The 23899-nt window shown below is 69.9% G+C and carries 29 protein-coding genes; 10 read left to right on the forward strand and 19 right to left on the reverse strand.

The window, feature by feature from the left end:
• Nucleotides 1-537 precede the first annotated feature (537 nt).
• Together Q0840_RS16255 and Q0840_RS16260 are read right to left on the reverse strand one after the other, a co-directional pair.
• On the reverse strand, nucleotides 538-936 hold the full coding sequence (locus Q0840_RS16255; protein WP_298461312.1) for an ATP-binding protein: 399 nt from the start codon (nucleotides 934-936) through the stop codon (nucleotides 538-540).
• A 104-nt stretch (nucleotides 937-1040) separates the two neighbouring features.
• Nucleotides 1041-1382, reverse strand: coding sequence for an STAS domain-containing protein (locus Q0840_RS16260; protein ID WP_298461315.1), 342 nt, complete (start codon nucleotides 1380-1382; stop codon nucleotides 1041-1043).
• 913 nt (nucleotides 1383-2295) lie between these two features.
• On the opposite strand from Q0840_RS16260, the gene Q0840_RS16265 reads away from it, so the two are divergent.
• A complete protein-coding gene (locus Q0840_RS16265; protein WP_298461318.1) occupies nucleotides 2296-3114 on the forward strand; it encodes a PRC and DUF2382 domain-containing protein in 819 nt (272 codons plus the stop codon).
• A 190-nt stretch (nucleotides 3115-3304) separates the two neighbouring features.
• Here the strand turns inward: Q0840_RS16265 and Q0840_RS16270 are convergent, their stop codons facing one another.
• A complete protein-coding gene (locus Q0840_RS16270; protein WP_298461321.1) occupies nucleotides 3305-3463 on the reverse strand; it encodes a hypothetical protein in 159 nt (52 codons plus the stop codon).
• Between the two features lie 242 nt (nucleotides 3464-3705).
• Here Q0840_RS16270 and Q0840_RS16275 point away from each other — a divergent pair, with 242 nt between their 5' ends.
• Both Q0840_RS16275 and Q0840_RS16280 read left to right on the forward strand, forming a co-directional pair.
• The gene (locus tag Q0840_RS16275) at nucleotides 3706-3987 is read left to right on the forward strand and encodes a hypothetical protein (RefSeq protein ID WP_298461324.1); all 282 of its coding nucleotides are present in this window, start codon (nucleotides 3706-3708) and stop codon (nucleotides 3985-3987) included.
• Nucleotides 3984-4148: a hypothetical protein gene (locus Q0840_RS16280; protein WP_298461327.1), complete on the forward strand. Its 165-nt coding sequence runs from the start codon at nucleotides 3984-3986 to the stop codon at nucleotides 4146-4148. The genes Q0840_RS16275 and Q0840_RS16280 overlap by 4 nt, the downstream gene beginning before the upstream one ends.
• A 66-nt stretch (nucleotides 4149-4214) precedes the next feature.
• On the opposite strand, the gene Q0840_RS16285 is transcribed toward Q0840_RS16280, so the two are convergent.
• The gene (locus tag Q0840_RS16285; protein WP_298461330.1) at nucleotides 4215-4481 is read right to left on the reverse strand and encodes a hypothetical protein; all 267 of its coding nucleotides are present in this window, start codon (nucleotides 4479-4481) and stop codon (nucleotides 4215-4217) included.
• Nucleotides 4482-4527: 46 nt separating this feature from the next.
• Entirely contained in the window at nucleotides 4528-4743 is a 216-nt protein-coding gene (locus Q0840_RS16290; RefSeq protein WP_298461333.1) for a hypothetical protein, read from the reverse strand.
• A gap of 405 nt (nucleotides 4744-5148) precedes the next feature.
• Here Q0840_RS16290 and Q0840_RS16295 point away from each other — a divergent pair, with 405 nt between their 5' ends.
• Both Q0840_RS16295 and Q0840_RS16300 read left to right on the forward strand, forming a co-directional pair.
• Entirely contained in the window at nucleotides 5149-5427 is a 279-nt protein-coding gene (locus Q0840_RS16295; RefSeq protein ID WP_298461336.1) for a hypothetical protein, read from the forward strand.
• Nucleotides 5428-5827: 400 nt separating this feature from the next.
• The gene (locus tag Q0840_RS16300; RefSeq protein WP_298461339.1) at nucleotides 5828-6211 is read left to right on the forward strand and encodes a GntR family transcriptional regulator; all 384 of its coding nucleotides are present in this window, start codon (nucleotides 5828-5830) and stop codon (nucleotides 6209-6211) included.
• A gap of 210 nt (nucleotides 6212-6421) precedes the next feature.
• Here Q0840_RS16300 and Q0840_RS16305 read toward each other — a convergent pair whose 3' ends face one another.
• The 3 genes from Q0840_RS16305 to Q0840_RS16315 all read right to left on the reverse strand — a co-directional run bounded on the left by Q0840_RS16305 (nucleotide 6422) and on the right by Q0840_RS16315 (nucleotide 9020).
• Nucleotides 6422-7639 carry a hypothetical protein gene (locus Q0840_RS16305; protein ID WP_298461342.1) on the reverse strand — a complete coding sequence of 406 codons (1218 nt, stop codon included), beginning with the start codon at nucleotides 7637-7639 and terminating at the stop codon, nucleotides 6422-6424.
• Nucleotides 7630-8292, reverse strand: coding sequence for a competence protein CoiA family protein (locus Q0840_RS16310; protein ID WP_298461345.1), 663 nt, complete (start codon nucleotides 8290-8292; stop codon nucleotides 7630-7632). The genes Q0840_RS16305 and Q0840_RS16310 overlap by 10 nt, the downstream gene beginning before the upstream one ends.
• A gap of 386 nt (nucleotides 8293-8678) precedes the next feature.
• Nucleotides 8679-9020, reverse strand: a complete 342-nt coding sequence (locus Q0840_RS16315) for a hypothetical protein (RefSeq protein ID WP_298461348.1) — start codon at nucleotides 9018-9020, stop codon at nucleotides 8679-8681.
• A 228-nt stretch (nucleotides 9021-9248) separates the two neighbouring features.
• Here Q0840_RS16315 and mobC point away from each other — a divergent pair, with 228 nt between their 5' ends.
• The 3 genes from mobC to Q0840_RS16330 are packed head-to-tail and all read left to right on the forward strand — an operon-like array spanning nucleotide 9249 to nucleotide 12464.
• Nucleotides 9249-9791 carry a plasmid mobilization relaxosome protein MobC gene (gene mobC / locus Q0840_RS16320; protein WP_298461351.1) on the forward strand — a complete coding sequence of 181 codons (543 nt, stop codon included), beginning with the start codon at nucleotides 9249-9251 and terminating at the stop codon, nucleotides 9789-9791.
• Entirely contained in the window at nucleotides 9788-11518 is a 1731-nt protein-coding gene (locus tag Q0840_RS16325) for a relaxase/mobilization nuclease domain-containing protein (protein WP_298461355.1), read from the forward strand. Before mobC ends, Q0840_RS16325 begins: the two co-directional genes overlap by 4 nt.
• A 43-nt stretch (nucleotides 11519-11561) precedes the next feature.
• Complete coding sequence (locus tag Q0840_RS16330) at nucleotides 11562-12464, forward strand: hypothetical protein (protein WP_298461358.1); 903 nt, start codon at nucleotides 11562-11564, stop codon at nucleotides 12462-12464.
• A 168-nt stretch (nucleotides 12465-12632) separates the two neighbouring features.
• Here Q0840_RS16330 and Q0840_RS16335 read toward each other — a convergent pair whose 3' ends face one another.
• From Q0840_RS16335 to Q0840_RS16385, 11 genes are all read right to left on the reverse strand, one after another.
• Complete coding sequence (locus Q0840_RS16335; RefSeq protein ID WP_298461361.1) at nucleotides 12633-12854, reverse strand: hypothetical protein; 222 nt, start codon at nucleotides 12852-12854, stop codon at nucleotides 12633-12635.
• A 368-nt stretch (nucleotides 12855-13222) separates the two neighbouring features.
• Nucleotides 13223-13609: a DUF732 domain-containing protein gene (locus Q0840_RS16340; RefSeq protein WP_298461364.1), complete on the reverse strand. Its 387-nt coding sequence runs from the start codon at nucleotides 13607-13609 to the stop codon at nucleotides 13223-13225.
• Between the two features lie 82 nt (nucleotides 13610-13691).
• Nucleotides 13692-13919, reverse strand: a complete 228-nt coding sequence (locus tag Q0840_RS16345; RefSeq protein WP_298461367.1) for a DUF2188 domain-containing protein — start codon at nucleotides 13917-13919, stop codon at nucleotides 13692-13694.
• Nucleotides 13920-14497: 578 nt separating this feature from the next.
• Nucleotides 14498-15265, reverse strand: coding sequence for a hypothetical protein (locus Q0840_RS16350; protein ID WP_298461369.1), 768 nt, complete (start codon nucleotides 15263-15265; stop codon nucleotides 14498-14500).
• A gap of 4 nt (nucleotides 15266-15269) precedes the next feature.
• A complete protein-coding gene (locus Q0840_RS16355) occupies nucleotides 15270-15737 on the reverse strand; it encodes a hypothetical protein (RefSeq protein WP_298461372.1) in 468 nt (155 codons plus the stop codon).
• 291 nt (nucleotides 15738-16028) lie between these two features.
• Entirely contained in the window at nucleotides 16029-17270 is a 1242-nt protein-coding gene (locus Q0840_RS16360; protein WP_298461375.1) for a recombinase XerD, read from the reverse strand.
• Between the two features lie 250 nt (nucleotides 17271-17520).
• On the reverse strand, nucleotides 17521-17862 hold the full coding sequence (locus tag Q0840_RS16365) for a helix-turn-helix transcriptional regulator (RefSeq protein ID WP_298461378.1): 342 nt from the start codon (nucleotides 17860-17862) through the stop codon (nucleotides 17521-17523).
• Nucleotides 17859-18959 carry a site-specific integrase gene (locus Q0840_RS16370; RefSeq protein ID WP_298461381.1) on the reverse strand — a complete coding sequence of 367 codons (1101 nt, stop codon included), beginning with the start codon at nucleotides 18957-18959 and terminating at the stop codon, nucleotides 17859-17861. Before Q0840_RS16370 ends, Q0840_RS16365 begins: the two co-directional genes overlap by 4 nt.
• Nucleotides 18960-19605: 646 nt before the next feature.
• On the reverse strand, nucleotides 19606-19941 hold the full coding sequence (locus tag Q0840_RS16375; RefSeq protein WP_298461383.1) for a hypothetical protein: 336 nt from the start codon (nucleotides 19939-19941) through the stop codon (nucleotides 19606-19608).
• 5 nt (nucleotides 19942-19946) lie between these two features.
• Nucleotides 19947-20636, reverse strand: coding sequence for an ABC transporter ATP-binding protein (locus Q0840_RS16380; RefSeq protein WP_298461386.1), 690 nt, complete (start codon nucleotides 20634-20636; stop codon nucleotides 19947-19949).
• Nucleotides 20633-21730 (reverse strand): FtsX-like permease family protein, encoded by a 1098-nt coding sequence (locus tag Q0840_RS16385; protein WP_298461388.1) that lies wholly within the window; start codon nucleotides 21728-21730, stop codon nucleotides 20633-20635. The genes Q0840_RS16380 and Q0840_RS16385 overlap by 4 nt, the downstream gene beginning before the upstream one ends.
• A gap of 174 nt (nucleotides 21731-21904) precedes the next feature.
• On the opposite strand from Q0840_RS16385, the gene Q0840_RS16390 reads away from it, so the two are divergent.
• Together Q0840_RS16390 and Q0840_RS16395 are read left to right on the forward strand one after the other, a co-directional pair.
• Nucleotides 21905-23140: a sensor histidine kinase gene (locus tag Q0840_RS16390; RefSeq protein ID WP_298461391.1), complete on the forward strand. Its 1236-nt coding sequence runs from the start codon at nucleotides 21905-21907 to the stop codon at nucleotides 23138-23140.
• The gene (locus tag Q0840_RS16395) at nucleotides 23137-23775 is read left to right on the forward strand and encodes a response regulator transcription factor (protein WP_298461392.1); all 639 of its coding nucleotides are present in this window, start codon (nucleotides 23137-23139) and stop codon (nucleotides 23773-23775) included. Before Q0840_RS16390 ends, Q0840_RS16395 begins: the two co-directional genes overlap by 4 nt.
• The last annotated feature ends 124 nt before the right edge of the window (nucleotides 23776-23899 follow it).

The raw sequence follows: 23899 nt of genomic DNA on the forward strand, positions 1-23899 counted from the left end.
GACAGAGGCGACCGCGAACTTCGGCACCGATTGAACGACGCGCTCGGTTGCAAGCTGTGCCCGCAATGCGGCGGGCTCGCGCTGCTCTCATACGGTCGTTTTCGGACACCGGCTGATGTCGCGGCGTGCGGCGGTTTCGGGCGTGCGGGGCGGGAGGATGGTCGGGTGCCTTGAGCGGGGCGCTGGGCTTGAGTGCCAGTAGCTTGGTCGTGAACGCGTTGAGCGTGTCTTGGATGAGGCCGAAGACCCCGAACAGGACGCTGGCCCGAAGGCTCTCACCCCCAGGAGCCGTTGGCGCTCGGCGACGCACGGTTCGGTGGGCGTGCTCCGACGACTCAGGGCACACTGCAGCGCGTCCACCGCGAGCTGTGCTTGCTGATGTAAGCCAGCCCGCGACGCTCTTGTGGAGCAGGTCGGCTCCGGGAATCGCGTAGCAGCAGCGCGGATGCGCCCTGCATACGGATGCGGTCGTTCGACCACGTCAGATTCGGTCGTTGGCGGGCCGGTCTGGGCGTCAGAGGCAGCGCAGGGAATCCGTCATGGCTGGCCGAGGCGCATCTGAACGTTAACGGCGAGTTGGAACCACACCGACTTGCCGTGGGAATCGAGTACGTGGCAGCCCCACTCGGTGGCCAGCATGTCGATGAGCATGATCCCACGGCCGCCTGGGGCGGTGGTGTCGGGTTGCAGTAGCAGTGGGTGATCGGGGGACCGGTCGAGGACTGCCACCCCGAAGAGGTCGTCACTGAGGCACGCCTTGATGGTGACCGGTTGTCCTAAAGACCCGTGGAGGATCGCGTTGGTGAGGATTTCGCCGGCGAGCAGCTCGATCACAGGCAGAGCGGTCTGCGGAACGCGGGCGGTCGATGCCTGGTCGAGCACCCAGTGGCGGCCGACGCGCACGGAACTGGCAAGAGGTTCGAGCGTGAGTGGCATGGGGTCCAGTTCCGCAGAGGGGTGGGCTGGACCAAGGGTGCGCCTGCCGAAGCGGCCCCGCGACCGGCGGCGCGGGCGTCGGTCGTGGCGCGCCGGCCCGGTCATCAGTACGCGAGCGTCAGATCGCTCGTGTCGAGCGCTTGGAGGACGAGTTCGACCCGGTCGTTCGTGGCAAGAGTCGCCAGTCGCTTGTCTGCTGCCGCGTGCTTGAGCTCGAACAGCATGCGAAGTCCGGCTGCCCCGAAGAAACTCACCTCGCTGCAGTCGACATCCACCGGTTCACGGGCCTCGCGCACGGCGGTGACGACCTGAGGGAACCGGTCTAGCAGCCGGTGGTCGATCTCCCCGGCGAACAGCACACGGATTCGACCACCGTGGCGCAGCACGGAAACATGGCCGTAGTCGTCGGACAGATCGAACCGGGTGGTCGGCTGCGGATGGTCCACGGTCCTGCCCTTCCCCCAGCCGCTAGACCGAAGGTGGTCTCGATGGATCGCATCGGGGCCACCCAGATGGAGGTTCGAGGTCCACCAGGTGGGTGGGTTCGAGGTCCACCAGGTGGGTGGGTTCGAGGTCCACGGCTTGCTCACCATCTCACGCAGCCGACGCTCACGGCTCTCGTCTGCGCCGTCGTGGTAGCCGCGACGCGACGATTTAGTCCGAGCGCGGCCTCAACTCAGTGGATGACGCACCCGGTGGACCCCATGACGGCTCCGTAGCTACCACTCCCACAACGGCTTGGACGATCGGGTCAGCTCGCGGATCAACCGGGCGCGTCGGCCCACCGTCCGCGCCCCAGCCACCACGAGCATGTAGGTCGTCGCTACGGCCGGCGTCCAAGTGACCCCGGAGTTGTGGCAGTGCTGGGGCGTGCAGCCCTCCCGGCGCCGGGTGGATAGCCGGGCAGACTGCGTCGCGAGGAACGGCGTCCAACCGGATCGTCACCAGGGCAGGAACCGCAATAAGGGCACGCCAAGCTCACGGTGGGCCATGGGCGACACGTCCATGCTGACATCACGTCGTCCGTCACCGTGTCCGGAGGCTACAGAGGCGATGAGTCGCTACGTTCTCGAAATGCTCGGCGTGAGCGTCACTGGAGGCTTCCGCTGGCGCTCGGTGCGGGCGACACGTTGAGAACACGAGGCCTGAGCCGCTGAGCAGCGCGACTGAGCTGAACCGTCGGCTCGCTTGGAGCCTCCTGGTCTGTGCCTGGTCCCCGGGGGCACGCCGCGGCTCACAGACGAAGACAGGGAGGTCAGTGGCGGCCTCTGCGCGCTGCTCTGCGGTCGCAGGTCGTCGTGGTGCGGCCTACGTTGCCGTGGTGAAGACGTCAGTTCCCGACTCAGTGGAGGAAGCACCATGATCAGCACGGGCGAGATCCAGAACCTGCTCACTACCGGTGGCACGGTTGTCGGCAACGGCGGGGACAAGATCGGCAAGGTCAGTCAGGTGTTCCTGGACGACCAGACTGGCAACCCGGAGTGGGTCACGGTCACGACCGGGCTGTTCGGCACGGGGGAGTCATTCATCCCGTTGAACCAGGCCTCCGTCAACGGGGACCAGATCGTGGTGCCCTACGACAAGTCCAAGGTCAAGGGCGCCCCGCGGGTGGAGGACTCCAACGGTCACCTGACCCAGTCCGAGGAGGTCGAACTCTACCGCTACTACGGCCTGGACTACACGACCGGCTCCGACGACACCACCACGACGACGGGCACGCACGACACCACCCAGGACGTCAACGCCCACGGCACCGTCGGCCATGACACGTCCGGCCCCACCACGGACAGCGCGATGACCCGCTCCGAGGAGCGCCTCCACGTCGGCACCGAGAAGGTGCAGACCGGCCGCGCCCGGCTGCGCAAGTACGTCGTGACCGCGCAGCAGACGGTGACCGTGCCGGTCACCCGCGAGGAGGTCCGCCTCGAGCGTGAGCCGATCACCGACGCCAACGTCGGCGACGCCCTGGACGGGCCGGCGATCAGCGAGGAGGAGCACGAGGTGATCCTGACCGAGGAGCGCCCCGTGGTCGCCAAGGAGGCCGTCCCGGTCGAGCGCGTGCGTCTGGAGACGGACGTCGTGACCGAGCAGGAGACCGTCACCGAGTCCGTCCGCAAGGAGCAGATCGAGCTCGAGGGTGACACCGGCACGCGTGGCGGGACCACGCCCGGGCTCTGACGCCGTCTCCGCGCGGACAGGCGCCCGGTCGTGACCGGGTTCGTCGCGCGGCCACCATGCCACCGTTGACGGCTGCCCCCATCCCACGGGGGGCAGTCGTCGGTGTCGGGTCCGCGCGCAGAGCCTCCTGGAACGAAGGCATCCCTGGGGCTTGGCGGCCCGAGGGATGCCTTCGCACGAGAGCGAGCAATCAGCGGGTGGCGACCAGCTTCTCCTCGCGAGTCGCCACGCTGCGGGCGCCGAGCATGCCGGTCACGGCCGCGATTGCGGCGCCGAGCAGCATGCCGAAGAAGCCCCACCACGCAGCGGAGCTGGCGGTGTCAGCGACCTCATCGGCCTGCGCGCGCACGTCGTCGGTGAAGTCCTCGGCCTGGTCCGGCGCGGCGGCTGCCGTTCGGTGGCGGTCACGGAGACGGCGAATCGTGGCCCGGTGCGCTGACCGGGTCTGAGTTGGCCGGTCAATCTCGGGTGGTAGCCCCGGACGGGGTCGCTCGTGTTGCGGCTTGCCCACCGGAGGGTTTGGTGTGGCTTCCGTATGGAGTGTTTCCGGTCCGGGTCCCGCTGAGTGTGGTTCACGGAGCTGAGGTCGGCATGCAGAAGATGCACGAGCGGGAGCGTCGCGCGGTGACGCTGCTCACGTTCGTGTTCGTGTGGAACGACTACCTCGGCCCGCTGATCTACCTGCGCAGGCCCGAGCTGTGGACCATCCAGATCGGTCTGAAGAGCTTCATCGGGCAGTACAACGCCGAGTACGCGCTGATCATGACCGGGTCGGTCCTGTCGGTCCTGTCGGTCCTGCCGATTGCGATCATCTTCCTGCTCGGTCAGCGGTACTTCATCGCGGGCATCGCGACGAGCGGGTTGAAGGGATGAGCACGGTCGCGAGCGGTACCAGGCAGGCGAGCACCGGTCGGGCCCACGAGGCGTTCGAGCTGGTCTTCGGCTCCGCCTACGTCGCCGACGACGCGGTGGTGATCGGGTTCGATCCGGATCAGCGTCGCGGGGGAACTGTGCTGGGCGGCAGGTGTGCGTGAGCGATCGACGCGTGAGGGAGGCGGGGCTCTTGCCCCGCCTCCCTCACTTGGTGGTGCGCGTCCGGATCAGGTGCCCGGCTTGGTGACGCCGAACATGAACAGGCGCCGCTCGATGTCGTAGTACACGGTCTCGGTGGAGCGCAGCACGTCCTGGAGGTTGTCGGCGTCGTCGGCGGTGAGGGTGATGATCTCTTCCCAGGCGCCCTGGTCCAGCACCAGCTGCAGGTACCAGGTGCCGGCCGAGCCGGCGTCGCCGGCTCGGAAGCTGAACTGGTAGTGGCTGAGCTGGCGGACCTTGATGCTGTCGTCGGTGACGCGGGTCGTGTCGGCCACGAGGATCTCCTTCGGTGAGGGTGACGGGTTGTCGTGAGGGCCTGGGCTACAGCCCGAGCTTGCCACCCATGCCGCCGAGGCCACCGGCGCCGCCGGTGAGCTTGGCGATGAGGTCCTGCGGGTCCAGGCCGAGCTTGGAAAGCAGCCCGGCGTGCTGGTCGGTGTCGACCTGGTCGGGCAACTCGGCGTCTGCCTTTTCGGCGGCGCCCTGGTCACCTCGGCTACGCAGCAACTCGAGGATCTGAGACTTGTCGAACTTCATGGCGTCTACCTCCCAGCTGTAGGGGTCCATGGTTATTCGGTGGGGCGGGTGCCACCGCCCTGGCTTGTCGTGCAGGTCGGCGGTGGTGACGGCCCGGTTGACAGATCGGTGATTTCGCGGCCACCGTCGTGCCAGTCCACCATCTCGGTGCAGGTTGCGCTTGTGGGGGGCGCAAGGGACTGACCCTCACCGCCGAGGGTGTCACTAGCCTCGGGTGCCGATCTCACTGGCGTCACTGAGCGGACTCCGCAACCGGTGGTTTGCGGGCAGAGGAGCGGGGGGCGGGCAGCGTTGCACCGGCATGGGCGCTTCGCGGCCGTAGTCGTGGCACAGTTGTGGCGCCGCGGCCGCGTGCGGGGCGCCGCCGCGGCTCAGCGGCTGCCGACGCCCGCAAGGAGGCTCACCATGACGTTCGCCAGCACGCCCGAACCTGTCGTTTCCGGCGTTCCGTACCCGGTGAGTGCCGTGGACGGCGAGCCGGTGCGCGATCTGACCGATCTGTTGGGCACGGTGTCTATTGTGATCGACAAGAACGGCACGCCCTACGTGATCGAGGGTGAGGGCACCGACCGCGACGGCGTGGTCCGGCTGCATGAGAAGAGTGGCAAGGGCGGCAAGGACCTTCGGGTGTGGAACATCTACCCGGGTCTCGACGGCGGATTCCAGGCCGAGACAACCATCTGAGCGGTCCTGCTGTGCGGGCGACGACCCCGCGCAGCATCTCAGCCATCGAGGCTAGGCCGTCGTCGCAGGAGCCGGGGGCTCGGGTCGGCGTGCCGGCGAGTGACACGCCCTAGTTGCGGCTCCCGCCGCGGAGGGTGGTCGCGCGTGTCGAGACCGCCCAGCCGTGAGCAGCAGATCGGCGGCTCAGGGGGGCGCTTACAGGTAGCGGCGGGCCACAGCGATCGCGTCAGCGCGTGTGTTGACACCGAGTTTTCGGGTACTGAATCGACACGGCCGGCGACCTAGCGCTCGTCGTAATCATCGTCGGGCTGGTGGTGGTCGCGGCGTCCCAGACGAACCCCTTCTGGACCGCCGCCGCCCGTCAGTTCGGGCACGCCCCGGCCGAGAAGGTGTGAGGGCAGTGGAGATCGAGGTTGATACCCGCAGCCCGGTCCCGCACTACGAGCAGATCCGCTCGCAGATCACGCGACTGGTGCTGACGGGGGCGCTGCCTGAGGGCACGCGGCTACCGCCGATCCGCCACCTCGCGGGTCATCTCGGGCTGTCCAACGGCGCCGTGGCACGCGCCTACCGCGAGCTGGAGCGAGAAGGGAAAGTCGTCACCGCCGGGAAGAAGGGCACCACGGTCGCTCCGACGGACGACCGTGAGCAGACCGACGGACACGACAAGGACCGCGCCAAGGAGCTGGCCGATGCAGCAAGCACCTACGCCATCACCGCGCACCGCCTCGGCTACACCCTCGATGCCGCCGGCGCCGCACTGCGCAAGGCAATGACACCGTGAGCCAGAGGCAGGGGACCGATCCAGACGTAACCAGCCAGGACACCGAGCCCGACGACTCGGAGCGTCAGATGCGTCGATCCCTCGTGCTGATCCGCCTGGGTGCCGTCAGGGCCCGGCGCGCGAATCCGCGCCTGCCTGCCCGCCCCTTCTTACTGGAGTCCGCCCGGGCTGTCCGTAGCCCTCGACGGTGAGCGATCAGGTGCTCGCGGCTCAGCGGGCGCGCCACCTGCGGTGGCCAGCGGCGTACTCCTCGACGTCGAGGTAGCCCGCGCGTTGCAGCGCGGCCAGGACCGTGTCGAAGTCGTCGTCGCTGACGTCGGTCAGGTGGAGCGTGTGCACGGGCCCGGACTGTGACAGGTGGCATGCCAGGTACACCACGAGCCGGGCGTCGTCGAGTAGCCGATGTTCGACGGTCGCCTGCAGTCGGCTCCAGTCGCGGGCTGCGGCCCACTGTGCGTACTCGGGGTGTTGGTCGATGACGTCGTTCCGCCGCCTGAGCGGGGCCGGCGGGGTTGGTGCGGGCAGCAGGGACGGCTGCCGGGACGTGTGGTGTGGCGTCTGCCGGGAGGCTGCGGCATGCAGTCGCACCATCAGTGCCGGGGTGCCCCTCGTGGTCGAGGATGCCGTTGTCGCGCCAACGCGGGCGGGAGTGGGGGAGTGAGCGTGCGGTGGCGGGCCCTTGACCCGCCCGGATCGTCCGCGCGGCTGCAGCGCCTTGGCGGTGGGTTCGGCCGCGGGCCGCTGCCCGACTCGGGTCAGGGGATGCACCCGTTCTTTGCCTGGAGCGTGCACACCCCAGAACCACACCCACCCGGCGCGCCGCAGCGTCCGCAGGTAGGGACTGAGTAAGTCATGTGCGTCCTGTCCGGTGAAGCTGGTGGGCTCCATCAGGTGCACGAGCGTGCGGACGTCTGTCTGCTTGGTGCCCTGCTCGCAGAGCGCGTGCAGGACCCGCCATCGCCACTGGGACGGCGCGGTCCCTAGCGTCAGCTCGGCTTCGGTGCCAGTGGCGTCGACCACGCTCGGCAGCGGTCCGTACGCCGCCTCGGCAGCGGCCCGCTCGGCGGCCCACTGCAGCTCGCGTTCCGCCATGCGTGCGGCGAGGTCACGGGCGGCGGCAAGCACGAGCTCGCGGCGAGCTTGCGCTTCGGCGAAGGCCTGCTCGGCAGCGGCCTGCTCGGCGCGGCGGGCCGCGGCCCGCCTGACCCAGCCGGCGTGGTCGGCGGCTGCCTGCTCCAGCTGACGGCGGGTGCCGGGCACGTCGATGACCCCGCCGGGTGCTCGCAGGTGGTCCAAGTCCCAGCGCTGGTGCACGTGCGCGTGGTGCCGCCCGGTGGGCGGCTCGACGCCTCGAGCGGCCAGGTGCTCCTCGACTCCTGGGCCGGTGCCCAGAGCGACGGTCTGATCCGCAGGGTCGATCAAGAGCATCGGGTGCCCGGTCGCCAGCACGGACGCGAAGACCGAGTGCAGATGAACTTCGTCGTCTGACCGGTGCTTGGCTCGTGGGGGGTGGTCGTACCGGTGACCGCCGAACAGCCACACGTCGCGGATGCGGCGGCGGCGTAGCCGTCGTGGCGGCGCTGCCACTCGTCGGGGGTCAGGTGGGCGAACTGGACCTCGTAGGCGACACGGCGCCCGCCGAGCAGGGTCAGCAGGACGTCGGGACGCTGGCCGTTCTCGATGTCCTGGTCGTCGACGTGGACGACAGCGCCGGGCAGCTCGGTGCGCAGCCACGCGCCGATCAGGTTCTTGGCGGTGTGGTGGGCGATGGTCTCCGGGGCGTGCCTGACGGCGCCGGGCCGGTGGGCGAAGTGGTCGCGCCGGGTCTTACCGCGCACGACGAACGACGGGTCGGGGCAGTCAGCGATCGGGCACACCAGGTACCCGGCGCGCACCGCGCCGCGAACGGCGTCGGCTTGCCCGCGTTCAAGGTGGACTAGCGGGGAGCCGGGTGGCAGGCGGGTGTCGCGGGCGAAAACCTGCGCGCTGGTGGTTTCCGCGTGCACGCGGCGCCGGTGTGAATGGCCGTCGCTCAGTCCGTCGACGATCGGCGCATCTGTCGTTGTCGCGGCGGGCAGCATGGCCGGATCCCAGCACAGGGACGGCTGCGCCGTTCAGGCCCAATCAGGTGAACTTTCCCCGTACAGGGGAACCGGTGAGTTAAGGACCACGTCCGGGAGGCGTCACCTCGGCCGCCATCGCTCCCGGGGCGCTCTGCGCTAGACAGCCTTGACGCGCTCGGCTCGGAGGACTGGGACGCCGAGGTGGTGACCGCGCTTACCGCGAGACCGTGCACGGCCGGCGCGGACGCGCGCGACGTCCCTACGGGCGGCGACGCGCGCCGGTTGGGTGCGGGCGCCGGTGGGGTCCCGTCGTCCAGCTGTGGGCGGGGCCGGCCGTTGCGGAGCACGGCGCCGTCCACAGGTGGGCGAGGCGCTTGGTGTGATGACGCCGGGCGTGGACCGGGTCAGCGCGCGGTGGCGTCGGGCGTGCTGGGTGCGGGGGAGTCCTGCGGGCCGTCGGCTGTGCGCCGGGCGCGGCCGCGCGGTGCGGCGCCGCGCTTGCGCCGCGTCGTCGACGTGGGGGCGGTGATTCCGAAGGTGCGGAGTTCTTCGGTGCTCCACCCGACTCGCTGCGCATCGAGGACGGCGCGGCTTGCCGCGCTTTCCGCTTCCTCGAGCTGTGCGGCCAGGTCGCTCACGCGGTTGGCGGCGTCGACGGCCGTGTCGAGGGCGGCGAGCCGGGTGTCGAGTGCTGCCTGAGCGGCCTGCCGGACGGCGGCCCGGTCGAGGTTTGTCGCGTTCTTCATAGCCCGAATGTATCGCGGCTCCATGCGGAGCAGCCAGGGTCGGCGCTGTGCTTGCTACAGCAGAGCAAGTTATACGGTTAGGTGCCCTAACCGCGTCCGGCGCTGGCGCGCCGGACCCAAGGGAGGCCACACTGTGTGTGGTCCACGCGGGTGCGTGGTCGTTGCACTGGGCTGACAGGCGGTGAGCGTCTCGCGGCGCTGACAGACGGCAGGGACGGAGGCGTGGCGATGAGCGGTGAGGACCGCATCGCGCAGGACGCCACCGCTGTTGCGCGCCGCGGCGCGCGCCGTCGCAACATCACCGAGCCGGGCGGTCGGACGCTGCGCACGGTGGTGAAGATGAACGCCGAGGAGAAGGCGTACGTCACGGCGTTGGCGCGGCAGCAGAAGATCAGCGTGCCGGCGTTGTTCATGCGCGCCGTCGTGACCGGTGGCACGGACGCGGCTGCGCGGTACGAGCAGCTGCGCGAGGAGCTCGCCGCCGCACGCCGGGTGCTGGTCGGCCTGGCAGCGAACGTCAACCAGCTGGCGCGTCAGGCGAACGCCCATGCTGCGGGGGACCCGGCGCCGGCGGTGACGGTCGCGCAGTTGCGCGCCGCCGCGGACGCGGTGCACCGCGTCGTGGAGCGCATCGACGCGCTCACGTCCCGTGTCGCGCCGACGAGCGCGGACACAGACGGTGCGGTCGACGTCGACGCCGATGACGACGAGGAGTGGGAGGCCGGGGTCGAGCATGACGGCCCCGGCACCGGGGACGGTGGCGCGTCGTGATCAGCAAGGTCATCAAAGGCAGCAACATGCACAGCTTGGTGCGCTACCTGACCGGGCCGGGGCGGGCGAACGAGCACACCAACCCGCACCTGGTCGGGTCGTCGGGGACGCTCGCGCAGGAGTACGCCGGCACGGAGTGGGGGCCGGGTAAGAACGGGGAGCTGTCGATCATCCTCGACGGTGACTGGCGCCGGGTGCGGCGCGAGCAGGGGTTGCCGCTGTCGTCGGAGAAGGACGAGAAGGTCCGCGGGGTCGCGCGCGGTGAGCACGTGTTCCACGTGTCGTTGTCGCTGGACCCGACGGAGGGGAAGCTGACCGACGAGGCGTGGGCGACCATCGCTGCCGAGTACGTCGACGCGATGGACTTCGCTGGCCCGGCGACCGCGGCGTCGGGGCGTGCGCAGTGCCAGTGGATCGCGGTGCATCACGGCGCGACGAGGAACGGTGGGGACCACGTCCACCTGGCGGTGAACCTGGTCCGCGCGGACGGCACGCGTGCGTCGGTCTACAACGACTACAAGCGCTCGCGCACCGTCGTCGACGCGATCGAGGCGCGGCACGGTCTTCGGCGTGTGAAGGACCGCGCCGCCGAGAACGGCCTGCCCGGGTACAGCCAGGCAGAGGCGGCGCGCGCGCAGCGCACCGGTGCGACTGAGCGGGACACCGCGGCGCTCGCGCGGCGGCTGCGGTCGGCTGCGGCGGTGTCGACGTCGGAGGCCGAGTACGTGCGGTCGGTGCGGCTCGCCGGTGTGCTGGTGCGTCCCCGGTACGCACCGCAGAGCACCGACCAGGTGCGCGGGTACGCGGTGGCGATGCCGCCGGCGCCGGGGGAGCGGCCGGTGTGGCGGGCACCGTCGAAGATCGACCGGGTCCTTGGTTTGGGGCAGCTGCGCGCCCGGTGGGGAGCAGCACCGGATGGGTCGGACGCGGCGGGGCAGGACGCGGTCGCGGTGTGGCGGCACGCCACCACCGCGACGGCGCCGACGGGTGCGTCGAAGTGGACGTCGATGCGCGCGATGCCCCCGGAGGCGGCGGCGCAGCTAAGCGCGCTCACGGCCCGGTTGGCGAAGGTCGACCAGGTCGACCGGGTCGCGTGGCAGGCCGCCGCGCGCGAGGCGAGTTTCGTGTTCGCGCGGTGGTCGCTGCAGACGGAGGGCAATCGGCCGGGGGCGTTGGCGCGCGCGTCGGAGTCCCTGGCGCGGTCCGCCCAGCCGGACAAGGACCAGCGCGGCGCCAACCCCGAGCCGGGGCTGTTCGCACGCAACGCGGCCATGATGGCGCGGGCCGCGTCGCCGAACGCGGCCGCTGGGTGGTTCGCCGTGATGCGCCAGCTCGACCGCGTCACCCAGGCGGTGCAGGACGCCCACACCGCACGTGGTGAGCTCGTTGCCGGCGCCCGACTGAGCACCCGGACCGGGATGGACCTGGTCACCGTGCGCCGCGAGCTCGTCGCCGCCGGCAAGGCGCCGGGCGCGCACGTCGACGAGCACGCCGCCGACACCGTCGTGGCACCGGCTGTGCAGGCGCCGGCGCAGCGCGGCAGCAGTCCCGGCGCGGAGGACGACACCGCGGTCGACGCAGCAGCGCGCGCCGCGCGACAGGGGTTCCCCGACGCGCCTGGCGTGGGACCGGGCCGGCCCTCGGGTACCAACCCCAGCGCAGCGCCACCGGGACGCACCACCGGCACCCCGCGACGCGACCGACGGCGCGAGGACCACGAGCTATGAGCACGGCCGAACGCACAGCACCGCACCACGGGGGAGAGCGACGATGAGCGTCAACGAAGAGGACGAGATGCTGGGCGATGTGGACCGGATGGTCCGCACTGGCGTGATGGCTGCAGGGCAGATCGCCGAGCGCGGGGCGCGGGTGAGTGCGGAGCGCGACCGCGTCGCGCTCGAGCGGCAGCGCACGGGGCGGGACAGTCATGAGCGCCGTTTTGTCGCGGACCGCGACGTCGCGCGAGCGTTCCACAGTCAGGTCGGTGACCCGTCGTTCTGGGAGAAGGCGAGCCCTCAGCGGGTCGCGCAGACCTTCGCCGCGGCCTATCAGTGGCGAGGCCACGACGCTCAGGCCGCGGTCGCGCTGGAGAAGTTCAAGGAAGGGATGCTCGAGCACCGCGGCGTCGACGTCGACCACGTCCTCGCCGGCGGACTGAAGTTCGTGGGCCCGCTGCGCGAGAACGACCCGCTGGCCGAGGTGCGTCAGGACCCCGCGCGGAGGGACTTCGCCGAGTACGTGCTGGGGCGGTTCGTTGCCGGCGCCGGGACGGAGCAGGGTGGACGCAGAGAGCCCGAGGCGGACGCTGAGAAGGAGCAGCAGGCCACGGGCGAGCGCGCCCGCGGCGACGTCGACGACGTCCTCGCCAACGCTCCCGCCGACCAGGACCGCGTCGCGGCGCAGGACGCCGCGGTGAACCGCGACCGTGCTGGGGCGGGCTCGTCAGGCGAGGCTGAGCGATCGGGCAACGACGCGCTCGACGTCGCGGATGCCCGTGCGCCGGCCCCGGACCTGACCGGCAGCGCGGAGATCCGGCAGACGGTCGAAGAGACAGCCCAGAACTTCCCGACCTCGACCGCAGAGGCGATGCGCTCGAGCCACCCGGCAGCGCGCGCTCGGGTCGTGCGCGGGGTCAGCAGGACCAGCGGCCGCAGCCAGGACCTCGGTCGCTGATGACTCACCGCATGACGGTGCGCGATCATCCCGTCACCAGGTGCTGCGGGTTCGAGCCCTAACTTCAACGCGGCGCGCAAGACCTCGACCAGCTCCCGTCCCGCGCGGGACTGAGCCGGGTCATGCTCTCGCAAGCGACCGACCTGCCTGACGTCCGGGGCAAGGCGTCTAGTGCGTGTCGGCGGGCACGGATGCGGTCATGAGCCGCTCAAGCATCGGGGTGACGACGGCCTCTTGAACTGCCGCGGCACGGTCGAGAACGAACCACCTCGCGAAGTCGTCGGCCGTGCCAGTGACCACCAGCACGATGAGCGTTGCCGAGCCGACGGTGCGCACTACCCGTCGAGGCAGTACATCAGCCGCCAGCTCGATTATCTCGCTACCTCTCATGGTCGGCAGCGTTCCATCGCCCACCCACGGTGCTCACCCGAACGGAGTAAGTCGGCGAGGGGTGCTCAGGGTGCTCAGAGAGCAAGGGGACGCGATGCTGCCGGCTCAGAGCGGCGCGCTGGTCGGTGCACCCTTACGTGCGCTTGGTGGATCGCGGTTGCTTGATGCCGATGTCACGGTGCTTACCGCAGTCGGCGCAGACCCAGCGATCGCCGAACCGCGATCGGCGCAGACGGTGAAGGGTGTGACGTCGGCACGGGCCGGCGCAGCGACGCATCTCCTGTGTGGCCATGGCTGCCGATGGTGCCCCGCGGCACCCACATCGAGCACGGTCGACAAGGCACCGGGTCGGGCCTGTGTCAGCCGGGTTACCCGCCGAGCTGTTCGGCCAGCTCCTGGGCGGCTTCGAGGTGCTCCCGGCACAGAATGCCCACCGCGGTGCCGAAGATGACGCTGCCGGCCTCGAGGTCGGTCTCCGTGGCGAGGGCGAGAACCTCCAGCGGTTCGACGCCGCGGTCGAGCGCGCCGCAGGTCTCTTCGCCGGCCATCAGCAGGGTCTCGTCGGTGACGTCGTCGACGTAGCTGGACTGGCGCACCGTCTGCACGTACAGCTCCTCGGGCGGCAGAGCCGCTGTGGTGGCGTTCGCGGTGGCCGCCGGAGCCTCGGCGGGCTCTGGGTCGCTGGAGCAGCCGGCCAGCGAGAGTAGTGCCAGCACGAGAGCTGCGGCGCGCTTCGGGATCGACGACGAGGGCACGTCAAGGAACCTAGCGGCGCGCGGAGGCACGGCTGCTCGCTTTAGACGGTGCGGCGCCTGTCGCTGGACCCCCTACAGACGGTCATCCCTTCGGCGGGTGCGGGTCGTTGCCGTATGAGTTCCGATCCCCGATGGTGCCGTCCTTCTTGTGGATCAGGTGCTCAACGCCATCCTTCTTCGCCGCGTCGCGGCCCGCGGCCTGCGCCTCAGCCTTGGTGGCGTGCGTGCTGGATGCACGCTTCCCGCCCTCGCGACGGTTCGCCCACCCGTCATCGGTCGGAACGGTGTGCACGTTCTTCTTGTCGGCCATCAGGTCGTCCTTGTCTCTTGCGGGCTGACAGTGAGTTGCTGCGGACACAATCCATCCTTACCCGAGGCATCCGCAAGCAGCGCCATCCGTATCTCGGCGTGTCACCGTGTCGGGTGACCCCGAGACCGGGGTAACCGTCGCCGTAACGGGATCCCAACTGACGATCGTGATGCGGGTCTGGCGGATCATGCGTTGCCGGTTTAGTCGAGCACGGCTACGACGTCTTGCAGAACCAGGGTGGCGAAGCCCAACTCGCGCCGCGAGCCGTTCAGCCAAGCGTCACGATGTTCGCGAGCGGCGGCGAGACGGCCCGGCCACAGTTGCGACTCGCGGTAGGCAAAGACCGAGCGACGCGCCCCAAGCGTACTGGCACGTCTGCGTATCAAACTGCGGCGAGTTCGCGTTGAGCCAGGCCGCCAGGCCGCCAGGCCGATCTGTTGCGGTCTGGTCGTGGGGCCGGGCCCTCAATGAAAGCGCGGCCGACTTTGTAGTCGGCGAAGTGGGGGTCAGACGTTCCGACGCCGGCTGTACTCGAACTCGACCCGCGCCGCGCCCTGGCGACCGGCGTCCGCAGCGAGCTACAGGTCCTCAGGCCGGGGAGGCAGAGGGCGGCCTGCCGGGGTGAGGAGGGCATGCACGCTGACCAGCTCGTCCGGAACGACGGCAAGAAGGTCGGCGATTTCGTCGGTGACGTATCTCAGCCCAACGAAACAGCGGCGGTAGCCGTCAGGCCGCACCGACTCGCCGACGTAAATCAAGAGGCCCTGTTTCTCGGCCGTGCGGACCGCGGCGTCTCTATGGTCGAAGATCCGTTTGTCCCATCGGCTCGGCACGACCTCCAGATGCTCGCCCAGGAGTGGGTGCAGGATGCGAGTCGCGCGCGCGACGTCGTGTGCGGCGTACACGAGTTTGCGAGAAGGCGCTTCGAGCCGCGAAACCAGAGTGCCGTCATTCCACAGAGCAAGTTCTGCTCTGCGGAGATCTTGCTCGTGGTCTCCGTGAAGGGGAGCAGCCGGCAGGGTCAAAGGGGGCGTGGAGTCGGCTCGGGTTACGGTGCCCGGCGGCGCGGCCGCCGTAGCGTTTGCGACTTGCTCGGTGTCCAGTATAGCGCCGTCCCAGGTCCCGGTGACCGTGATTCGTCGCCCTTCTAGTCGCGGCCACAGGCCAGCGTCGTGGGCGTCTTCGCTCACAGCTACCGAAAAGGGTCCTTCCGGGTGGAGCCCGGGGTCGCCGAGAACCTCACTGAAGAGGTCCTCGACGACCCCGTACCCGCGGGTGAGCTGGGCGACCGTACCGGTCACCTCGGCCTGCGAGCCGGCCTGCACAACCCACGGGTGAAGGTCCACAACGTCAGCAGGCCAGCGCGAGCGAATCGGGGTTCGGGCGGTCACCAGCAACAGCGCTGAGGGTGGAGGACGGATCGGCGACCAGCGGTCCGCCCGGGTTGTTGACGTACCTCACCTGCAGGCGAATGACCGTTCCGCACATGTTGGGTACGGTCCCGCTGTTGCACTGCACCGAGTGGATGGCCCCGTGGTGGCTGCCGCCGTAGATGGACAGGACCGTTCGCCCGCGAGCCTGACACGTCGCGAGACTGCTGAAGGGCCACTCGTAGGTCGTCCAGGGCGTGATGGTGGCGGCGGCAGTTGAGGCCTGTGTCGTTGACGCGGCGCTCAAGGAGCCGTCGGTGCTGGCGCTGGCAGCGCTGGCGGGCGCAGCCCCCAACGTGAGTAGAAGGGCGGTGCCGAGCGCGGCTGCTCGACGAGATAGGACATGTCGCATGGAACTCTCCGGGAAGGTGTCGTGGACGGGTGGCATACTTGACCACGTCACGGTCGGCGTTGAAGGGTCATCGTGCTCATTCACTCGAAGGGGTTGGTCCAAGCCTTCGTGATGTGCTCGTCATTTCGATCCTGACCTGATTTCGCACACATTTTAATGCGCGCGCCGGGCCGGGGCCCGAGTTGTTGTCGACACGACCGCGTAATTAGGCGCCGGTTTGCAGTGGTAGCGACGACGAATGGCGCCGGACTCCAGTCTCTCGATTAAGTCGAAAACATTATTGTCTGCTTGCCGCCCCCGGTGCGACCGGAGTTTGCTCGACGAAGGTCAAGTGCCACGCCCGGCGTAGCGGGCCCACGGTTCGCCGGAGGCTCGCGCGTGTTTGTACGTGATTTGGTGGCTGTAGCCGAGGGCGTCGGCGACGAGCGGTGGTGGAACTTCGGTGACGAGGTCGGCGAGGGCGCGGTTGCGGGCGCCGCGGAGGTTGACGCCGAGGTCACGGATCCGGTCCATGATCGTGTTGGGGTGGAGGTGCTGTCCGGCGCGGGTGCTGGGGAAGAGCCACGGGCTGTCGGGCCCGGCGCCGGTGTTGAGGTTCGGCCGGTTGTTCAGGTGTGCGGCGAGCAGGTCGGCGAACGGTGCGGGCACCGGTGTGGGGTGCTTGCCCAGGCGGAGGTGGAGGCCGTCGTCGCGTGTCTCGACGTCGGTGGTGCGGAGCGCTGCGACGCGGACGAGGGGCTGGGCGTAGAGGAGTAGAAGGACGCCGGCTGCGCGGTAGGGCAGGGACTGGCTGTCTCCGGTGATGAGCTCCTGCAGCCAGGCCAGCCGCTGGTCCTGGGCGAGCGTGGGACTGGTCTGCGCGGTGCGGTGGCCGATCTCGATGCCGGTGTTGAGGCGCGTCCTCCGGGTGAAGACGAAGAATGTTCGGATGAGGTGGCGGGTGGTGGGCCCGGCGGCGAGGTAGGCGTCGACGTCCTGCTGGGTGCAGGTTCCCGCAGTGCGCTGGTGGCTCGTGTCGAGCCAGGTCAGGAACTTGATGGTCTCGGTGATCTGCTGCTTCGCCGCGTGGACCGGTCCGTGAGTGGGGCTGCCGGCGGCGGCCTTGGCGCGGATGCGGTTCAGGTGGTGCCAGGTGGCGAATTGCTCGACCGGTTGCGCGACGTGCCGCGGCAGCGGGGCGAGCTTGTCCCGGATCCACGTCTCGAAGCGTGCGAGGTAGGGGTCGCGACGGGCGAGCAGGCCGTGGTGGATGAGCAGGGCGCGGAGGTGCTCGACGTGGTGGCGGTAGCCGAGGGTGTCGAGCCCCTCGTGGGTCATGGGCGTCTCGCCGGTGGTGAGCGAACGCAGGAGCGCCTGGACGTTGGGGGAGCGTTTCCAGGCGAGGATGCTCTCCGGTCTGTCAGAGGCGCAGAGGGCGTCGACCAGCCGTCGCATGGGGCCTGGCTCGGCCGCGCGGGTGACGAGCTCGGCGGTGAGGTCCTCGCGCAGGGCGCAGCGGGCGCAGATGCGGCCGCGGCGGTAGAACTCGCCCTCGTGTCCGCACCGGGTGCAGTGAAAGTCCTGGACCATGCCGGCGCAAGGTCCGCAGGTCGGCGCACCGTTCTCGGTGGGAGGACCGGGGAGGAGTCGGTCCTCGCCGCAAGTGGGGCAGGTGCCGCGGGTGCGGGTGGCCCGGTAGAAGCAGGTCCCGCAGATGGGGCCCTCGGGCCACCGGGTGCGGGCCTTGCCGGCGGCGCGGTGGCAGCGGGCGCAAATTACTGCGCCGGTGGTGCGGGGCCGGCCTCGGGTGGTTGACCGGGGCGTGAGCCCGGCGGGCTGGTCAGTCGTCATCGTCGATCACCCGGGCGCGGCGGGGCCGGGCCGTCCGGTTCAGGTCAACGACGTTCAGCGCCGGGGCGGTGCCGGCGGTCTTACTCTTCCGGGCGTCGGCGGCGGTGACGGTGATGAGGTCCTCGGGGCCGCAGCCGAAGATGTCGCAGATCGCGGCGATGAACTGCAGTGAGACGCGTTCGGGACGCTGGTTGACCAGCCGGTAGACCTGGGGGCGGGAGAGCTCGACGCCGCGTTCGGCGAGCAGGGGAATCAGGTCTGTGGTGCTGTGCAGGCCGCGGGCGGCCATCAGCTCGGCGAGGCGCCAGGTGTAGTCGACGGTGCGTCTCATGAGGGTTCTACCAGGGTGCCGACGGCCTCGCCGACGGTGCGGTCCAGCGCGGCCTTGAGGGTGGACGTGCGGTAGTCGGAGCTGACGAACTGGTAGATCCCGGTGGTCGAGGCGTGCTCGTGGCCCATCTGGTGCTGGACGAACATCGGGTCCCAGCCGTCCTCGAGCAGGTGGGTGGCGTAGGAGCGCCGCAGGGAGTGCAGGTCGAGCCCGTCGGGCAGGTCGAGCTCCTCGCAGTAGCGGCGCAGCCGCCGGATCAGCGTCGACTCCGACACCAGGCCACCGCGTTCGCTGGGGAACAGGTCGTTCGTCTCGAGGGTGCCGCGGCCGTTGGCCAACCAGTCCTCGAGGATGCCGGGAGTCCAGGAGAAGACGGTCAGGACGCTGCGTGGCTTGTGCGGGGAGGCTCGGCGGGACTTGCCGTAGCGAACTTTGCACACCCCGAAACGGCCGAAGCGCCGGGCGTGAGGGTTGGTGGCGAAGTCGACCGTCTGCAGGTGGCGCAGCTCGTTGAACCGCAGGCCGTAGGAGTAGGCGACCTTGAGCATGACGGAGTCGCGGTAGGCCGGCTGCCAGCCCTTCCTCCCGGAGGCGGCGATGCGCTGGACCTCGTCGTCGGCGTGGTCGAACAGCCGCTGCAGCTCCTGCCGGGTGTAGGGGCGCTTGCTGGGGCGACCCTCGTACTCCTGAACGTGGGGAGCGGTGTTCCACTCGAAGAAGACCTGGGCCGGGTGGGTGCCGAAGAGATGCTCGCAGATCCCGTCCCAGCCGTAGTCCGGGTTGGCGATGTAGGAGGTGAAGTGCCGCAGCGCGGACTGCTGTCCCCGCAGCGTGGAGTGGCTCAGGCGCCGGACCGAGCGCAGGTCGGCGAAGTACTCCTCGACCATCGCCGGCGTCCAGCTCCACGGGAACTCGTTGACGTGGTCGATGAAGCGTCGGACGTAGCGGATGCGCTGGTCGATCGTGCCGAACTGTAGGTTCCGGGACAGCTGCTGGTTGCGCCAGCCGTCCAGCATCTCCTCGACCGTCTGCTGTTCCGGATGGAGCAGGGGGACCGCGCCCACCAGCCGCACCCGACCCGCCTCGTCGACCGCCACCCGAACCCCCAGAACCCGGTATCAAAAGATGCATCAATCGTTCAACAGATGCATCGACAGTGCAACTTTGCAGGTGAGCGCGTCGCGCAACACCAGCAACGTCAGTCATCAAGTCCCGGGCCGCGCTCACACCGCCGACCGCTGCACGACGTCACACCGCAGCGAACCGCAGGTCAGCGTGCCGATGGCAAGCTGCTATAGAAGGCGCCAGCCCGTGGCGGGCGATGATGCATCTGTTGAGATACGCAGGGTACCTTATGTCATAAGATAAGTTATCGGCACTAGATGAGCCCACTCGCGCCGCGGGGCTGAGCCCTCGACGTACATGCCGTCGACGAGCAGTCGGCCCACCTCGCCGGACGTCCCCGGCGATCGTGACCTCGTTGATCTTGGCGGTCTCAACCCGTCAACGCACCACAGGGAAGGATTCGTGCGGGAGGTTGAGCGGTGGCGCTGGTGGAGTCGGTCGAGCATCGGGTGTGGGCGGGATGGCGCGCCGGGGAGTCGCTGCGGTCGATCGTGCGGGCGACCGGCGCACCACCAGCGCTGAACTCGCCGCGCTGTTCACCGTCTCCCGCTCCACCATCTACCGCGCCGTCGAGCGTGCCGGCGGGCGATCTACCTCGCCGGGCGTCACGGTGGAGAGCTAAGAACTTTGCGCGTTGACCGGTTGAGCGGGCGCGCTGGGCAGAGGCCGGGCCGTCGCGCGCAGCACCGGAACAGCGTTGGCGACGCTCCGGCGCACTGTCTCCAGCGTGGTGGGCCCGAGTGAGCACTCCAGAGTGATCTGTGCCGTCTCGTGGGACGTCGGCTCGTACTGCAGGCGATGGACGGTGACCCGGCGCGAGTGGAGGACCGAGAGGACTTTGAGGAGTCCCGCGGTGCCGTGGCTCGCGGCGACCTGGACGACGAGCGCACCGGAGGCCACGTCGTACTCGCGGTCGCCGACGTGTCCCCCGGCTCCGGCCGGGCGCCGTTCCACCGGGGTCAGCCTCCAACGGAGGCAAGGACCGCGGATGCGCGGCCGTCGCGCATCTCGACGACGGCGTCCGCTGTCTCGAGGTGGTCGTGGTCGTGGGTGACCAGGACGGTGGCGGTGCCTCGTTCCCGGGTCAGGGTGGCGATCAGGTCCAGGACGGCGGCGCCGCGCTCGTGGTCCAGGGCGCTGGTCGGTTCGTCGACGAGGAGGACCTCGGGGTTGTTCATCAGCGCCCGGGCGATGTTGACGCGCTGACGCTGGCCGCCGGAGAGCTGATGCGGGCGGCGGTCGGCCTCCTTCTCCAGCCCGACTGCGACGAGGAGCTCGCGGGCCCGGTCTCGCGCCGCGGCCGGCGTGGTGCCGTCGATGTAAGCCATGACCTGCAGCTGCTCGACGGAAGTCAGTGATCCCAGCAGGTTGGGCTGCTGGAACACGATGCCGATCAGGGTCCGGCGCAGCCGAGTGAGGGCGTCGCGGTCGAGGTCCGCGGTCGGGGTGCCAGCGACGGTGACCGTGCCCTGGTCGGGGCGGATCAGGGTCGCGGCGACGGCCAGGAGGCTGGACTTGCCGGACCCCGACGGGCCGACGACGGCGGTGACCGTCCCGCTGGGCACGGTCAAGGTGACGTGGTCCAGGGCGACGAGGCGCCCCGCGCCGTCGGGGTAGGTGAGGGTGATGTCGGTCAGGTGCAGGCTCATCGGGCACTCCCAAGCGCGGTCAGGGGGTCGACGGAGGTGATCTGGCGGATGGACAGGGCGGCGCCGGCGGCGCCGAGGACGACCATCACGGCGGCCGGGAGCAGGACGGTGGCGGGGTCCAGGACGAACGGCACCGAGCCTTGGACGAGCGCGCCGAGCCCGGCGGCGATGGCCGTTCCCAGGGCGGTCCCTAAGACGAGCAGCACCACCGCTTGACCGAGCGCGTCCCGCAGGAGGTAGCGGGTGGAGGCGCCGAGCGCCTTGAGGACCGCGACGTCGCCGGAGCGCTGGATCGTCCAGACCATGAAGAACGCTCCGATGACCAGCGCGGAGATCGCGAACAGGAACCCGCGCATGAGCTGCAGGGAGCCGTTCTCCTCGCTGAACGACCCGATCGCCGACGCGGTGGCGCCCAGTGGGAGGGTCTTCGTGCCGAATTGCTCGTCGGCCGCGGCGAGGTCCGTGCCGTCGATATCGGGGGCGATCAGGGCCACGACGGTGGCGACCTGCGTGCTCGGGTCGTCAGCGCGCAGAAGCGGCTGGGTGTCGGTGAGATCCGCCCACACCACGGGGGTGTGGCTGTAAGAGCCCTCCCCGGCGATCGCTCCGACGACCAGATCGTGGCCCGCGGCGGTGACCGTGTCACCGGCCTCGGCGTCGAGCGCTTCGGCGGCGCCCGCCGACAGCACGACGGTCCCTGCCTCGAGTGCCGTGCCGGCGTCTGTCTCTGGTAGCAGCGGTGAAGCTGGGCGGACCCCGAAGACCGACACGGCGGCCGTCCGCTCCTCGTGCTCGACGCGGGTGGTCACGATCGCCAGCGGCTCGGCGGCCTCCACACCCGGGACCTGCGCCCACTGCTCCCACGCCTCGGCCTCGAGGGTGGAGTCGGAGAACGACACGTCGCCGTCCTCGAGCGGGGCAGCGAAGGCTAGGTGGTCGGCCGGCAAATCCAGAACGGCTGAGGTGTTCTCCCTACCCAAGCCGGCCGTCAGGCCCGAGAGCATGACGACGAGCATGGTGATCAGGATGATCACCACCCCCATGAGCGTGAACCGGCCCCGCGCGAAGCGCAGGTCTCTCCAAGCGACGAACACGTCGCGTCCCTTCTGTCTGCGGTGACGACCGGCAGGTCGTCTCCCTCAGCGTGCGCCGCGCGGAGCGGCCACCGCATCGCGCCCCAGAGGGCTCCTGCGACGCCGCAGGGGTGAGGGTCAGCTCAACCTTTTGAGCGATGGCCCCGGGTCGAGCGCGACCTACGCTGAGTGGACGTGAACCCCCTGGACCCGACCTCGCTGTCGCCCGCGCTGCGTACGCTGCGCGGGTTCCTGCACGCCTTGGTTGGGGTGCTCCTGCTGGTCGTGGTCGTGCGCGCCGTGCGCCTGACGGGCAGCAGCTCTTCCCTCGACATCGTGTGGGCCGCTGCGGCGACGGCCGGGATCTACGCGGCCGGGGCGCTGATGCCGGTGGTCAAGCGGTCCGCCCACGCTGCCGCCGTGTGGCTGGCAGTGCTGCTCGCCGCCTGGCTCTGGCTGGTGATCCTGACCCCGGACGCCGTGTGGCTCGCCTTCCCACTGTTCTTCCTCGAGCTCCACCTGGCCGGCCGCTGGGGTCTACCAGCGGTGGTCGTGACGAGCCTGGTCGCGGTCGGCGGGTCCGCTTGGCACGCTGACGGTCCGCAGATTGGCGGCGTCCTGGGACCGGTCATCGGCGCCGCGGTCGTCGTGGCCACGGTGCGCGGATACGAGGCGCTGCACCGCGAGAGCGAGCAGCGGCGGCTCCTGATCGCCGAGCTGACCGCCACCCGCAACGACCTCGCCCACGCCGAGCGCGCCGCCGGCGTCCTCGCCGAACGAGAACGCCTCGCCCGAGAGATCCACGACACCCTGGCGCAGGGCCTGTCCAGCATCCAGCTGCTCCTGCGGGCCGCCGAGCGCACCATTCACTCCGACCCCGACACTGCTCGCCAGCAGGTCGTCACCGCCCGCGAGGCAGCCGTGGCGAACCTGGCCGAGGCCCGTCGCTTCGTCCACGACTGGACGCCACCAGACCTTGAGTCCGGCTCGCTGCGCCACGCCCTGGAACAGCTCTGCCAGCGCACCACCGCCAGCAGCGGCATCCCCGTGGACCTCACCGTCTCCGGCACAGTCGTCCCGCTGCCCACCGGGCACGAGGTCGCCCTCCTACGCGTCGCCCAGCAAGCCGTCGCGAACGCGATCCAGCACGCCGACGCACACCAGATCCACCTCACGCTCAGCTACATGGACACCGAGATCGTCCTCGACGCCGTCGACGACGGACGCGGCTTCGACAGCGCGTACAGGGGCGCCATGCCCACCCCGAACGGCACGCGCGACGCGTCCGACGGCCACAGCGCACGCAGCTTCGGGCTGGCAGCGATGCGCGCACGCGCGGCTGCGCTCCACGGCACTCTCGCCATCGAGTCCGCGGCCGGTCACGGGACCGCAGTGGCCGTGACCCTGCCCCTGTCCGGTGAACAGTCATGACGACTGAGGCCGAGGTCCGCATCGTGATCGCCGACGATCACCCCGTCGTTCGAGCCGGCCTGCGTGCGGTGCTTCAGACCGAGCCCGGCTTCGTCGTCGTCGCGGAGTGCTCCACCGCCGAGCAGGCAGTCCAGCGCTGCGCCGCCGGCGACGCCGACGTCATGCTCATGGATCTGCAGTTCGGAGCCGGCATGGGAGGCACGGCAGCAACCGCTGCGATCACACAGACGCCCGGCGCGCCTCGGGTGGTCATCCTCACCACCTACGACTCCGACGCGGACGTCATGGCCGCGATCGACGCAGGCGCCTCCGGATACCTGCTCAAGGACGCACCACCCGAAGAGCTGGCGGCCGCTGTCCGCACCGCCGCAGCGGGCGGGTCAGCCCTCGCACCCGCGATCGCCACACGACTGCTCGAACGCCTCCGCGCTCCAGGAGTCGGACTCAGCCCCCGCGAGCTCGAGGTGCTCCAGCTCGTCGCCGAAGGACTGTCCAACCAGCAGATCAGCCAACGCCTCTTCCTCAGCCAAGCCACCATCAAGACCCACCTGGCCCACGTCTACGCCAAGCTCGACGTCGACTCACGAAGCGCCGCCGTCGCTACCGCGACCAAGCGAGGCATCTTGCGCCGCTGAGCGGCCCAAGTACCGCGACGGTCGCTCGACAAGCCCGCCGGGCGACCAGCAAGATCGCTAAGCGAGGCGGTGCGTTGACGGGTTGAGACCACCTTCGTTTACGGTCCAGCCGTGATGCGCCGAC

The sequence above is a fragment of the uncultured Cellulomonas sp. genome, from assembly GCF_947494015.1.
Classification (GTDB): Bacteria; Actinomycetota; Actinomycetes; order Actinomycetales; family Cellulomonadaceae; genus Pengzhenrongella.